The organism is Aeromonas sp. 2HA2 (assembly GCF_029237345.1).
GTDB lineage: Bacteria > Pseudomonadota > Gammaproteobacteria > Enterobacterales > Aeromonadaceae > Aeromonas > Aeromonas salmonicida.
This window is the reverse complement of sequence record NZ_JAACGB010000009.1, coordinates 133214-147550: the sequence shown is the minus strand read 5'-3', so window position 1 is coordinate 147550 and position 14337 is coordinate 133214. Positions and strand designations below refer to the sequence as shown.

The following is a 14337-nucleotide window of genomic DNA, read 5'->3' as shown; positions in this document are numbered from 1 at the left end:
ATAGGACAGCAAGCTGAACTGCGGCTGACTGAGTCCACCAACGCATGCTATCCCAGTTGGCAGATGGCGTTAATCAATAATTAATAGCGTGACGGCACAAGAGTTCGGCGCGCCGTGCTGGTATTCTGTTCGGCGAATATCGGGGAGAAAACAACAAGATGAAACAAATAAAATCCTGGGCGCAATATTACGTCGATCTGATGACCAAGCTGGGTCTGGTGCGCTTCAGCATGTTCCTGGCGACGGGCATCATAGTGCTGGCCGTCTCCATCCAGATGGGGGTAACCCTGTTTCTGCGCGGCACCGTGGACATAGTCGACCTGGTGCGCTCCGTTTTCTTCGGCCTGCTGGTGACCCCTTGGGCCGTCTATTTTCTCTCCATCGTCGTGGATCAGCTGGAAGATTCCCGCCAGCGACTGACCCGCATGGTGCGCAAGCTGCAAGACATGCGCGAACGGGATCTGGAACTCAACAGCCAGCTGCAGGAGAACATCAGCCGCCTCAACGCCCAGATTGCCGAAACCAACCGGGCCGAGACACTGCGCCAGCAAGCGATCGAGGATCTGGAGAACGAGGTGTTCCAGCGCGAAAAAGCCCAGTTGCACCTGGGCGAGCGTACCGCCTTGCTGCGCTCCTTCATCGACTGCTCCCCCGATCTGGTCTACTACCGCAATGAAGACGAGCAGTTCTCCGGCTGCAATCGCGCCATGGAGGAGCTGACCGGCCGGGTGGAGGCCGAGCTCATCGGGCTGACCCCGTTCGATGTCTACAAGCAGGAGATTGCCAACAAGGTGGTGGAGACCGACAAACAGGTCTTTACCAGCAACGAGCCGCTCACCTATGAGCAGTGGCTGGAATACCCGGATGGTCGCAAGGCCTACTTCGAGCTGCGCAAGGTGCCTTTCTTCGATCGCTTTGGCAAACGGCTCGGTCTGCTCGGCTTTGGCCGCGACATTACAGAGCGCAAGCAATATCAGGACAAGCTGGAGAAGGCGAGCCGCGACAAGACCACGTTCATCTCCACCATCAGCCATGAGCTGCGCACGCCGCTCAACGGCATAGTGGGCCTCAGTCGCATGCTGATGGATACTCCCCTCGATCCCCGGCAGCATCAGCAGCTCAAGACCATCCACCTGAGTGCCGTGACCCTGGGCAATATCTTCAATGACATCATCGATCTGGACAAGCTGGACCGGCGCCGGTTGGAGATAGCGCCGACCCCCATCGACCTGCCCGCCTTCCTGGACGAGCTGGAGACGCTGTCGCGCATCCAGGCGGAGCAGAAGGGGCTTTATCTGCATTTCGATCGGGATGGCGACATGCCGCAGTTCGTGATGGCCGATGGCACCCGCCTGCGCCAGGTACTGTGGAATCTGGTGGGCAATGCGGTCAAGTTTACCGATGAGGGCGGCGTGACGGTACGTTGCCTCTCCCACGCGGCCGATGTGCCGGGCAAGTTGGCATTGCACTTCGAGGTGGAGGATACCGGTGTCGGCATACCTCGCGCCCAGCAGGAGAAAATTTTTGCCATGTACTATCAGGTGCAAGGCAAGAAGCACGCCACCGGCACCGGCATAGGTCTGGCCGTCTCCCGCCAGCTGGTGCAGGCCATGGGTGGTCAGCTCTATGTGGACAGCGACCCGGGTGAAGGATCCTGCTTCACCGCCGAGCTGGAAGTGGACTGCGTCGAACCTCAGGTGGCCACTTCCGAACAGGAGATGCCGACCCTCGACATCCTGCTGGTGGAGGACGTGGAGCTGAACGTGACAGTGGCCTGCGCCCTGCTCAACAAGTTGGGGCATGAGGTCAAGGTGGCCCGGGACGGCGCCCAGGCGCTGGCCATGGCCAATCCCGATGACTTTGACCTGATCCTGCTCGACATTCAGCTGCCGGACATGACCGGCTTCGATGTGGCGGCCCAGTTGCTGGCACGCTATGGCGACAGTTTGCCACCCATGGTGGCGCTCACTGCCAATGCCACCGGCGATCGCCAGTATTATCGGGATCGCGGCCTGCAGGATGTGATCAGCAAGCCGCTGGGCTCCCGGGCGGTGCGCGAAGTGATTGGTCACCTGTTTGCGGATCTGGCCGACGATGAGGCCGACGAGCAAGCCGATGCAGGCAATCAGGATGCGCTGCTTGACCTGGCCTTCCTCACCGATTACGCCGATACGGTGGGCAAGCCGGTGCTGCTCTCCAGCGTCGAACTGTTCGAGAAAATGATGCCGGACTACATGGCTGTGCTCGACTCCAACATGATTGCCAAAGATCAGGCTGGCGTGGTGGAAGAGGCGCACAAGATCAAGGGCGCGGCCGGTTCCATCGGTCTGCGCCGGCTGCAACAGCTGGCCCAGCTGATCCAGAGTCCGGATCACCCCGCCTGGTGGGAGAACGTGGAGGACTGGATAGAGTCGCTGCGCCGCGAGTGCCCAGGTGACATAGCCCGGCTGAAGCGCTGGCTGCTCTCCTGAGCCTGTCTGCCGCCTCATTACGTTGCCGCTTCAGGCACAGAAGGAGATGAATAATATGTATCAGCGCCTGATCCCGTCACTGCGCAGTCACCCCTGGGGTGAGGAAGACTTGCTTGAGGCGACCGAGCTGGATCGTGCCCGCATCGTACAGGCGGCGCCGGTGCGCCGGCTGCAACAGAAGACCCAGGTTTTCCCGCTCGATGTGAAGGCCTCGGTACGCAGCCGTCTGACCCACTCGCTGGAGGTGCAGGAGACAGGCCGTCAGATCAGCCGCCGCATTCTGGCGGCGCTGCCCGCGGGCTCGGTGTGCGAGGGGGCCTTCATCAATCTGGTGGAGATGTCCTGCCTGCTGCACGATGTCGGCAATCCGCCGTTCGGTCATTTTGGCGAGCAGGTGATGAGCCAGTGGCTGACACAGGAGCTGGATACCCTGTTCGCTGCAGCCCTTGGCCAGACGCCCAGTCCGCAGTGGGCTGAGCTGCGCCAGGATCTGCTGGTGTTTGACGGCAATGCCCAGAGCCTGCGGCTGGTGCACAGTCTGCATGAGCTGAACCTGACCCTGGGGCAGCTGGCCGCCCTGTGCAAGTATCCGCAGCAACCCCTACCGGGACTTCATTACGGCCAGCATCACGGCTGGACCAGCAAGCGGGGCATCTTCTTCAGTGAGCAACCCCTCTACCGTTCCCTGAGCCAGAGCCTGGGGCTGGCACCTGGTTGCCGCCACCCGCTGGTCTACATCATGGAGGCGGCTGACGACATCTCTTACTGCATCGCCGATCTCGAAGATGCGGTGGACAGACGCATTCTCAGCCTGAGCGAGCTGCAACAGGCGCTGCGTCTGGCCGATGAAGGCAGCTACATGGCCGGACTGCTGGCGGATGCCACCGCCTCGGACAGAGGCTTCTTCCCCCATTTTCGCCAGCATCTGACTCACGACTTGATCGCGCTGGCCGCCCACACCTATGTGAGCGAGCACGAGATCATATTGAGCGGTGCCTATCCCCAGGCGCTGCTGCACGGTCAGGCTCCGGCAGCCATGGTGCTCGACACTCTCAAGCAGGTGGCTCGCGAGCAGGTTTTCATGCGCCCCGAGGTCGAGGCGCTGGAGCTCGAAGGCTATGCCGCCTTGCGCGGTGTGCTCTCTACCTATGCCTGCCTGCTGGCATTGCCCGCCAGTCAATTCGAGCGCCTGCTGGCCGGGCAGGGGGGCAGCGAGCTCTTCTTCGCCCGTCGCCTGTTTCACCGCTTGTCGGCCCGTCATCTCAAGGCATACCGGCTGGCCGTGGCCAACAGGGATCCCCGTTTCGACAGCGGTGCAGAGCAGGAGTGGTACTACAGGGTGCGGCTGCTGCTCGACTATGTCAGCGGCATGACGGATACCTATGCGCTGGAAGAGTTCCGCTTGCTGTCCGGGATCTGATACGCCCGCGAGAAGGGCAGGAATGAACGCGTGCAGGCATTGATAGATGACTCACCACCCATATGGGGGTGAGGTTATTGTATAAAATTCGGTCTTTTTTTAGACTGTGGCAACTTGTTCAACTTTCACTTGGTAAGGAGACGAATATGCAACATTCAATGCTAAACGTTGCGTCCGATCGCTGCATTGGCAGCGCGAAGACTCGTGCTCTTTTTTTACCGCGTGGAGGAAACAGGTAACCCCTGTCTTTTTATCACCCGCGGTTGTCCCGCAGGGTGATCTCTTCTCTCCGGGAGAACCGCACGTTCAACTGGAGAATATCATGTCTATCGAACTGGCTCTGCTGCGCACTGTCGAATCCCTGGTTCAGAAACGGATCACCCGGCTGGAGCGCCGCATCAGCTACCTGCACCTCTCACCTGCCTTGCTGAAAGATATCGGCCTGGAAGGGCAAAATGTGCAGATCGCCCACATCCGTGAGCAGGAATATCAAACCGGCTTCCGACTTGGGAATCGAATAACCTGATAAGAAGGGGCTTGGCCCCCTTCTTGCAAGAAAATGGCAGGCTTGGGCCTGCCATTTTTGTATCCGGTTGAGTTTGATTACGAATTTTCATTCGCACATTTTGCCAAAATCCCTATTATCGCTCTCCGATCTGTTCAGGAGTTATCCATGTTGCGTCTTTGCTATCGCGCCTTTCTGCTGTGCTGGCTTGCCTGCTGGGGCCATTTGGCTTTAGCGCAAACCAGTCTGGACAAGGACCGGCTGGGGCTGTCTGAGCGCCTGTGGCTCGCCTCGCGCAGCGATCTGGTTGTCGGCATGCCCTCTGTGGCCTGGCCCCCTTACGTCTATGCCAATAGCCGGGGGGGGTTCAGTGGTCCGCTGGATGATTTTGCCTCTCTGGTTGCAGGTCGGCTTGGACTGACGCTGCGCTACAAGACCTATCCCTACTACGCTGGTGCCCAGCAAGCTCTGCTTGATGGCGAGGTCGACATGCTGATCGGCGTGACCCCCAGTGCCTCGCGGCAACAGAAAATGCGGTTTACCTCGGATCTCATGGGTCTGCCCCGCGGTGTGCTGTTGGCGAAGGGGAACGACACCCTCTCCCTGGCGGCGGCTCGTCAATTACGCTGGGTGTGTGAACAGGGATTCAGCTCCTGTGAGGACCTTGAGAAGCTGGGCATGGACCAGCTGGCGCAGGCAGACAGCAGTGACGAGGCCGTCTTCATGGTGAAAAAAGGGTTGGCAGACGCCTATCTGGCCGATCTACCTGCCCTGGTACGCTTGCAACGCCTGCAGCAGCAGGCCGGCCTGAAAGTGATCACCCCGGACTGGGTGACGGATACCTCGCTGGCCATGGCAGTGGGACCCAATAATCAGGGACTACTGGCACTGCTGGAGCTGGCGCTCAACGACATCCCCCTTGAGGATCGGCGCCGCATTCTGGAGACGGGGGGCATAGTCGACTATGAACTGGCCCATGGCCCTCGCCAGATTGTCTTCAACCAGAGCGAGCTCAATTGGCTGGCCTTGCATCCCTCGCTCAAGTTCGGCGTTGCACCCGACTGGCCAGCGGTGAGCGAGATCGACAGTGCGGGTCAGCTCAAGGGGTTCATCGCCGACCTGCTCAAGGTGATGAGCACCCGGTCCGGTCTCAAGTTCACTCTGGTACCGACCAGCAGCTGGACCGAAACCCAGGCGCTGTTCCAGGCGCGCAAACTGGATTTCATTCCGGCCATGACGCCGACGCCCGAGCGCCGCCAATTCTCTCTGTTTACCCCTGAGTACGCCTTCATCCATAGAGTGATCGCGGCCAGACAGGGGGTGGCCGAGCTTGAGGATCTCAATCAGCTCAAAGGGCGCAAGGTCGGCATAGTCGGTGGTTCTGTGGAGGAGCTGGTGCTCAAGGAGGTGGGAGCCTATCCGGTGACGGTCAGCAGTGACACCCAGTTGCTTCCCCTGCTCGATCAGAATGAGGTCGATTATGTGCTGATGAGCATGACGACGCTGCAACTGGCGTTGCAGAAAGGGTTCAACAACCGCTATCAGGTGGTCTTCTCCGGCAACGAGTTGCGAGTGCCCATCGCCATGGCGGCCCATCAGCAAGATCCCATGTTGCAGCAGATCCTGACCAAGGTGCTGCTCTCCATCCGGCCTGACGAGTTGTCGAGGCTGGAACAGAAGTGGCTCTCCCTCACCATCCAGACCGGCATCAACCCGGCGACCGTGCTGCTCTGGTCCTCTTTCGGTATGGGGGCCTTCCTGCTCTGCGTGCTGTTGTTCATGGGCTGGAACCGCACGCTGCGTCGCCAGATAGTCCAGCGCCAGCTGGCCGAGCGCAAATTGAACGAGCAGCTGACCTTTGTGCAGACCCTGCTCAACTCCCTGCCCAACATGGTGGCACTGCGTGACCGGGAGCAGAGCATCACGCTGTGCAACCAGGCTTATCGGGATGCTTTCCTTGGTGCCTGCGTGGGCGATGAGTGTATCGATCTTGACGGCATGCCGCCCCAGGAGCGTGAGCGGGTGCTCAAAGAGGAGCAGGATGTGTGGCACAGCGGCAAGCAGCTGGAAGGGGCTGGTTACAGTCGCCGCCAGGATGGCACCCTGTTTCACGTCATCTATGCCAAGCGCCCCTACCGCTCACCGAGCGGCGATATGCTGGGTGTACTGACGGTGCTCACCGATGTGACCCGTATCAAGGAAGCCGAGGCACGGGCCCGCAAGGCGGAGACCCGGCTCACCCAGATCACCGACAGCATGCCAGGTATTGTATATCAGTACCTGTGGCAGGGGCCGGGCCAGGGGCGCTTCCTCTATGCCTCGCAAGGGGCGAACGAGATCCTGGGGGCCAGCCAGCAGGAGATGCTGTCAGCGGAGTCAGGGGGCGAGGTGTTCGGCTTTACCGAAGAGGCGCTGCAGGATTTTGTCAGCAAGGTCGCCAACCACGCCGAGACACTGGCACCGCTCGACCTGGAGGTAAAGGTAGAGCGCCCTGAGGGGGATCGCTACCTGCAGGTGCGCGGCAGTTTCGTGCCGCAGGAAGAGGGGAATCTGATCCTCAACGGCGTGATCCAGGACATTACGGCCCTCAAGCGTCAGGAGCATGAGCTGAGGGAGGCGCGCGCCTATGCGGAGCAGGCGATGCAGGTGCGCAGCCGTTTCCTCGCCACCATGAGCCACGAACTCAGAACCCCCATCTCCGGCATGCACGGCATGCTGGAGCTGCTGCAGTTGAGCGAATTGAATGAAGATCAGCGTTACATGCTGCGCAACGTCATCACCTCAACCAACAACTTGCTCTATCTGGTCAACGATGTGCTCGACTTTTCCAAGATAGAGGCGGGCCAGCTGCAACTGCATTATCAAGCCTGCCGTCTTGCCTCCGTGATCTGTGACGTGATCCGTGGTCATGCCACCCTGGCCCATGGCAAGGGGCTCAAAGTGACACTGGATTGGGCGCCAGACGTGCCGGACCAGGCGCGTATCGATGCTGTGCGGGTGGGACAGGTGCTCTCCAATCTGCTCAACAATGCGGTCAAGTTCACCGAGCGGGGGGAGATCCGCATTCAGGTCAGTTATCGCGCTGAGCAACTGCTCATCGCCGTCAGTGATACCGGTATCGGCATTGCCGAAGCGAAGCAGGATCGCCTGTTTACCCCATTCGAGCAGGTGGAATCCGACATAAATCGACGCTTTGGCGGCACAGGGCTGGGGCTGGCCATCTGTCATCAGCTGGCCCAGAAAATGGGAGGCAGCCTGGCCCTTGAGAGCAAGCCCGGCCAGGGAACCCTCCTGACGTTCAGCTTTCCGTTGACCGAGAGTCGATGGGATGCACCTGCGCTGGCGGGTCAGGAATGGTGGCTGTTTGGCGAGGATGCCGCCTTGCAGTCTGCCATGCAGCGGCTGGGGGCCAGGCTGAATCGTCTGGATCCTCAGCAGTGGCAACAGCCACTTAGTGGCTTGCTGTTCGCGGAGGAGGGCTGGCTGGAACAGGCCCTGGGCAGCGATTGGCTGACACGTTTACAGCAATCCGCGCTCAAGGGCATAGTGCTCTCCCCGCTGGAGGCACTGCGCGGACGCATGGGATCGGATGCCTGGTGGCGCTTGGGGCAATCCCCGCTCTATCCGGATCTGTTGCTGGAAACCTGCCATCAGCTGCTGGGAGAGAAAGCGATCAATCCGGTCGAGGCCCATACGGCCAAGTTGCAAGGACGCGTGCTGGTGGCCGATGATCATCCCATCAACCGTGCCCTGCTGGCCCGTCAGCTCGCCATTCTGGGGGTGGATGCCGAGGTGGTGGATGATGGCGAGAAGGCGCTGCGCACCTGGCAGGGGCAAGATTTTGCCTTGCTGCTCACCGATTGCCACATGCCGGTGATGGATGGATATACCCTGACGCGGACCCTGCGAGGGCAGGGGGAACAGGCGCCCATCATTGGCGTCACGGCGGATACGTCAGAAGAAGCCAGTCTGCAGATGCAGGAGGCCGGCATGAACGACATGCTGTTCAAGCCTTACACCCTGGATACCTTGCGCCAGATGCTGGAGGACTGGTTGCCGGTCGCTGCACCGGTCGCCGAGGTGATACCGGCGCCTGCTGAACCCGCTGCGGATCTGGGGGCATGCTGGATCTCGCTGTTTGGCGATGAGGCGGTGGCCCGCAGCATGGCGCGGGAGTATCTGGATTCCAACCGCCAGGATAGTGATGACATGATGCAGGCATTGGCCCGTCAGGATACGTATGCTCTGGTAGAGACTGCGCACCGCATCAAGGGGGCTGCCCGCATGGTAGGACAGCTACCATTGGCAGAGGAAGCTGCCCGACTCGAAGCGGCGGCCCGACTGAAACAGCTGGAAGAACTCACCGAGTTGAGCCAGACAGTACAGGCGCTGATGAACTCTATAACACGCGAAATTGGACTATGGCTCGATGAACAAGACACAGCATGAGTTGGCGATCATGGTGGTGGAAGACCACGCGTTTCAGCGCAAGGCACTGATGCACCAGATCCGTGGGCTCGGTTATACCTCACTGCTGGAGGCTCAGGATGGCGTGGAGGCACTGGCAATGTGTCAGCGCCATCAGGTCGACATTCTGTTTTGCGATCTGCGCATGCCCGGCATGGATGGCATGGCGTTGCTGCGCCGTCTCTCCCTCGGGGGCTTTCGTGGCGGTATCATCCTTTCCAGTGCACTGGAAGATGACGTGGTCGAGGCCGTATTGCGGATGAGTGCCGCCTATGGCCTGCAGGTGCTTGGGCGCATCGAAAAGCCCTCCAGCCAGCAGCAGATCAGCCAGTTGATCGGCGCCTGGCGCCCACAGCAGGAGCGGGCCCAGGAGGAAGATGGCCACAGCCTGACGCTGGATGAGCTGAGCCGGGCATTGGAGCAGGATCAACTGCTGCCCTGGTATCAGCCCAAGGTGAGTTTTGGCTCGGGGCACTGGGTCGGCATGGAGGCGCTTGCCCGTTGGCAGCACCCGGACTACGGCCTCATCTCGCCGGTGCGCTTCATTCCCCTGGCGGAGAACAACGGCCTCATCGATCAACTGACCGAGGTGATCATCAGCAAGTCGTTGCGTGACGGTCACCTGTGGGAGCAGACAGGTCTCTCCCTCAATCTGTCGATGAACCTCTCAACCACCTCCCTCATCGAGGGGGATCTCTGCAATACCCTGATCAACCAGTGCCAGCGCTGGAGCATCAACCCCGAGCTCATCACCCTGGAGGTGACCGAAAGCTCCTTCGTCAAGGATCTGGGCAAGTCGCTGGAAGTGCTGACCCGGCTGCGGATGCATGGCTTTGGCCTCTCTATCGATGATTTCGGGACCGGCTACTCCTCCATGCAGCAGCTGGCGCTGCTGCCCTTCACCGAGCTCAAACTGGATCGCTCTTTCGTCGATCGCTGCTATGAGGACCCCTCCCGCTTGGCCATAATAGAGTCAAGTATCGAACTGGCCCGCAAGTTGGGACTCAAGTCGGTCGCCGAAGGGGTAGAGGATGAATTGACCTGGCGGCTGCTGGCCAGATTGGGGTGCGACGTGTGTCAGGGCTTCTTCTCCGCCCGGCCCATGCCGCGGGATGAATTGATGGGGTGGCACGACACCTGGCGCGAACGGTTACCCGGCCTGATCGGGGACTGATCGCCAGGCGGCATGCCCGCAGTTGAACAAGGACGTTCATGAAAATTTCAAGCAAGTTGTTGTTTAGTTTCTGTTTTATCAATCTGTTGGTGATCCTCTCCTCCGGCCTTGTCTATCACCAGCTCGGCCGGATCGGCGAGGTCGAGACAGCGCTGCTGGAGCAGGCGCTGCCTGCCCTGCAACGGGATGAGGCGAGCCAGAAAGCGCTGGTGGCCACCGTCTCCTCCCTGCGCGGTTATCTCATCCTCGGCAAGGATCCGGCCCAGGCCTCCCGCCTCAAACAGGAGTGGGAAGGGGCCTGGCAAGCCATCGAGCAGCAGCAGTTCACTCCCGCACTTGCCCAGTCGCTCAAGGCCTTCAAAGGACGCCAGGAGCAGGTATGGGCCATCGCCCACACAGAGGAGAACCTGCCCGCCCACACGCTCATGCTGCTGGAGGCGGGCCCGCTGGCAGAAGCGGCCCTCGATCAGTTGCAGTCATTCGCCAATGAAGAGGTGGCTACCCCGCAGGATCAGTTGCCAGGGGATCGCCGCCTGCTGCTCAAGCAGGTGGGGGATGCGTATAACAGCCTCTCCAATGCCCTCTCAGCCCTGCGCGACTTTCTCATCTCGGGTGACCCCGAATATGGCACCAAGTATCAGGATTACTACCAGTTCCATCAGCAGCGGGTCGCCGAGCTGAAACAGCAGCAGGCCAATTTCTCCGAGGCCCAGAAGAGCCTCTGGTCGCTGTTTGAAGAGATGTCAGCGCCCTTTGCCGAACTGGTCGGTCAGGTGATCAGCAAGCGTCAGGCCCCGGACTGGGATCAGGCCAATCATCTGATGGCAACCGACATAGAACCTGCGTTGACCCAGCTGGCCAGTCAGCTGGCCGCCCAGGTGACCCAGACTCGCTCTGAAGTGGACAGCATGGGGGAGAAGATGGCCAGTGCCGGTCAGACCATCAACCGTACTCTGTTGCTGGCTACCCTGACTGTCATAGTGCTGGGCACCCTGGTCGCCCTGCTGTTCAGTCGCCGTCTGACCAGGGATATCGCCAGTCTGGTGGTGCGAGCCGATCTGGTGGCCAACGGCCGTCTGCCGTCCCGCCCTCTGCCGGTGCAGAGTCAGGATGAGCTGGGGGGATTGACGGGATCCATCAACCAGATGTCGCTGCAACTGCGTCAGCTGGTCGGCGAGATCCAGGACGCCGTGGGGCAGGTGGAGGGGGCGTGTGTCGAGGTGGGTAACACCACCAGGGCCATCGTCGACGATCTGGCGAGTCAGAATCAGCGGGTGGATACGGTGGCGGCGGCGATCGAACAGATGTCGGTCAGCACCCGTGATGTGGCGGGGAACATAGCCGAGGCGGCTCGAGTGGCCCACCAGGCTGAGGGACAGACACAGCAAGGGGGCAGTGCCCTCGGTCGCATGACCACCACAATGCAGGAGATTGCCGCCATGATAGCTCAGGCCAATCAGGCCATGGGGCTGCTCAGTGCCCAGAGCGAACAGGTCGGCCGGGTGACCGAGGTGATCGCTACCATAGCCGAGCAGACCAATCTGCTGGCGCTCAATGCTGCCATCGAGGCGGCGCGGGCCGGGGAGCAGGGGCGTGGCTTTGCCGTGGTGGCCGATGAGGTGCGTCTGCTCGCCAGTCGCACCAGTCAATCAACCGAGGAGATCAGTCAGACCATCGCCAGCATTCAGCAACAGACCCGCCAGACGGTGAGCACGGTCGGCAGCGGTACCCAGTTGGTCGAACAGGGCCGCAACGCCGTTGCCTCTGTGACGCAGACCCTGGATACCATGCTGCAGCTGGTGCAGGATCTGTCCGGTCAGCTGGGGGCCATTGCCACCGCTACCGAGCAGCAGTCGCGGGTTGCCCAGGAGGTGGCGGGCACAGTGGAAGAGATCGCCGGACTGAGCCGGCAATCGAGCCAGCGCAGCCAGCAGGGGGAAGAGATAGTGGCCAGACTGGCACAGGATACGGGTCGTTTGACGTCCGTCATCAGTCGCTTCGAACTGGGGGCCTGATAACGCCGCCAAGGCGGATGATCTGGATAAATAAATGAGGCGGGCCAGATGGCCCGCCTCAGCATTGGTACAGGCGGCAGACAGCATGATAGTCGAAGCTGCTGAAAGAATGAGGCGTTGCTTGTCATGAACGCCTGCCTGATGAGGGTCATTACAGGCGGCGAAAAGCCTGATTGTCGAAGCTGCTGGAGGTCTCCTGGTTGAGCAGGCTGACCAGCAGGATGGCGCGTTTCTCTCCATCCGGCTCCAGATAAATCGCCTCGAATCCGGCCAATGGGCCCGATTCGATCAATACCTTGTCGCCCTGGGTCGGCAGGTTGGCGTAGCTGGCTCTCGCCTCGTCGCTGTCGTCACGGCTCATCAACTGATAAACCAGCTGGCTGCTGATGGCGGTCCACTCCTTGCCGAAGTGGATGATGCGGCTGATGCCACGGGTCGACTTCAGGGTGACCGGCGTGACCTCCTCCAGATCCACATAGATAAACAGATAGTTGGGAAACATGGGTTCCCGCACAGGGACACGCTTGCCCCGTCGCAGCTTCTCGATCTCGACCATGGGGTAATAGGACTCAATCCCCTGGGCTTCGAGATGGGCGCGTGCGCGGGCCTCTTCCTTTGGCTTGCAGTAGGCCAGATACCATTTTTTCATGTTCTGTTACGTTCGTGTTGCCGTGCTCCCGGTTATGATAACCGCGGCAATAAAAAAGGCCACGCTTGGCGTGGCCTTTTTTGCTGAGTGAGTGATTACCAACCTTTGACGATGCCGCCTTTGAACAATTCGTCAGCAGTTTTGTACACTTCGTCGCTCTGGAAGGCCTGGACGAACTCCTTCACCTTGGCGTCATCCTTGTTGTTGCCACGGGAGACGAGCAGGTTGACATAGGGAGAATCCTTGTCTTCCACGAACAGACCGTCACGGCCAGGCAGCAGATCGATCTGGGAGGCATACACGGTATTGATGATGGCCAAGTCCACATCTTCCAGGGAGCGGGGCAGCTGTGCCGCTTCCAGTTCAACAATCTTCAGATTTTTCGGGTTGCTGGCGATGTCGAGCACTGTCGCTTCGAGACCTGTGCCTTCTTTCAGGGTCAGCAGGCCCTGCTTTTGCAGCAGGATCAGAGAGCGGCCCAGGTTGGTCGGGTCGTTCGGCACGGCGATTTGCGCGCCCTCTTTCAGATCAGCCAGGGCCTTGATCTTCTTGGAGTAGCCGGCGATGGGGTAGACGAAGGTGTTGCCAACCGGTACCAGATCGAAGCCGCGATCCTTGACCTGGCTATCCAGATACGGTTTGTGCTGGAAGGCGTTCAGATCGATGCTGCCATCGTTCAGGGCCACGTTCGGGGTGGCAAAGTCGGAGAAGGTGACCACTTCGACATCCAGACCGAACTTGTCCTTGGCGACCTTGGCCGCGGCTTCCACCAGCTGGGATTCCGCCCCGGCAATGGCGCCTACTTTCAGGGTCTTGCTCTCTTCTTTTTGACCGCAACCGGCCAGTACCAAGCCAGCCAACAAGGCTGCCGCAACGGATTTAATGCCAAATTTCATAAAAACCTCCTGTCAGAAATCGACGATTAACGATGATCACATGTGTTGACCAGGCGCTCACCCGCGCTCTGGATGATTTGAACCAGTAAAACCAGAATCACAACGGTTGCCAGCATGACGGTGGGGTCAAAGCGCTGATAACCGTAGCGAATACCCACATCGCCCAGGCCACCCCCTCCGATGGCACCGGCCATGGCGGAGTAGTTCACCAGCGTGACCAGGGTAATGGTGACGCTGTTGATGATGCCGGGCAGGGCTTCTGGCAGCAGCACCTTGGTGATGATTTGCAAAGGTTTGGCACCCATGGCCTTGGCCGCTTCCAGCAAGCCGTCCGGCACCTCCATCAGTGCCCCTTCCACCAGACGGGCGATGAAGGGCACGGCACCTATGGTCAGCGGTACTATGGCGGCTATGGTGCCTATGCTGGTGCCGACGATCAGCCGGGTCAGCGGAATGATGGCAACCAGCAGAATGATGAAGGGCACGGAACGGCCAATGTTGACCAAGATGCCGAGCAGCTTGTTCAGGGCCGGGTTGGCCAGGATCTGGCCAGCCTTGGTGACGTGCAGTGCCACTCCAAGGGGCAGGCCGAGCAGGCAGCCAAACAGGGCGGAGGCAAACACCATCAGCAGGGTATCACCGAGGGCGGTGACCAACAGATTAATCATGGCTTCGGACATAACCCATTACCTCCAGCTGAATGCGATTGTGATCAGGGACTGCGTCTGGCAGCCCTTGAG

At 60.2% G+C, this 14337-nt stretch carries 9 protein-coding genes; 6 read left to right on the top strand and 3 right to left on the bottom strand.

The window, feature by feature from the left end; genetic code table 11:
* The first annotated feature begins 158 nt into the window (after positions 1-158).
* The 6 genes from arcB (at position 159) to GWQ29_RS13510 (ending at position 12052) form a co-directional block, all read left to right on the top strand.
* Complete coding sequence (arcB, locus tag GWQ29_RS13535; protein WP_005311630.1) at positions 159-2471, top strand: aerobic respiration two-component sensor histidine kinase ArcB; 2313 nt, start codon at positions 159-161, stop codon at positions 2469-2471.
* A gap of 55 nt (positions 2472-2526) precedes the next feature.
* Positions 2527-3891: a dGTPase gene (gene dgt, locus GWQ29_RS13530; protein WP_256687476.1), complete on the top strand. Its 1365-nt coding sequence runs from the start codon at positions 2527-2529 to the stop codon at positions 3889-3891.
* A gap of 322 nt (positions 3892-4213) precedes the next feature.
* Positions 4214-4417, top strand: a complete 204-nt coding sequence (locus GWQ29_RS13525; protein ID WP_005311635.1) for a hypothetical protein — start codon at positions 4214-4216, stop codon at positions 4415-4417.
* Between the two features lie 147 nt (positions 4418-4564).
* A complete protein-coding gene (locus GWQ29_RS13520; protein WP_275919630.1) occupies positions 4565-8845 on the top strand; it encodes a transporter substrate-binding domain-containing protein in 4281 nt (1426 codons plus the stop codon).
* The gene (locus GWQ29_RS13515; protein ID WP_058393629.1) at positions 8826-10037 is read left to right on the top strand and encodes an EAL domain-containing response regulator; all 1212 of its coding nucleotides are present in this window, start codon (positions 8826-8828) and stop codon (positions 10035-10037) included. Before GWQ29_RS13520 ends, GWQ29_RS13515 begins: the two co-directional genes overlap by 20 nt.
* A 38-nt stretch (positions 10038-10075) precedes the next feature.
* The gene (locus GWQ29_RS13510) at positions 10076-12052 is read left to right on the top strand and encodes a methyl-accepting chemotaxis protein (RefSeq protein ID WP_275919629.1); all 1977 of its coding nucleotides are present in this window, start codon (positions 10076-10078) and stop codon (positions 12050-12052) included.
* Between the two features lie 151 nt (positions 12053-12203).
* Here the strand turns inward: GWQ29_RS13510 and rfaH are convergent, their stop codons facing one another.
* The 3 genes from rfaH to GWQ29_RS13495 form a co-directional block, all read right to left on the bottom strand.
* Positions 12204-12701 carry a transcription/translation regulatory transformer protein RfaH gene (gene rfaH, locus GWQ29_RS13505; RefSeq protein WP_005311640.1) on the bottom strand — a complete coding sequence of 166 codons (498 nt, stop codon included), beginning with the start codon at positions 12699-12701 and terminating at the stop codon, positions 12204-12206.
* A 95-nt stretch (positions 12702-12796) separates the two neighbouring features.
* Positions 12797-13597, bottom strand: a complete 801-nt coding sequence (metQ, locus tag GWQ29_RS13500; RefSeq protein ID WP_275908190.1) for a methionine ABC transporter substrate-binding lipoprotein MetQ — start codon at positions 13595-13597, stop codon at positions 12797-12799.
* 26 nt (positions 13598-13623) lie between these two features.
* Complete coding sequence (locus GWQ29_RS13495; RefSeq protein ID WP_017411745.1) at positions 13624-14277, bottom strand: methionine ABC transporter permease; 654 nt, start codon at positions 14275-14277, stop codon at positions 13624-13626.
* Between the last annotated feature and the right edge of the window lie 60 nt (positions 14278-14337).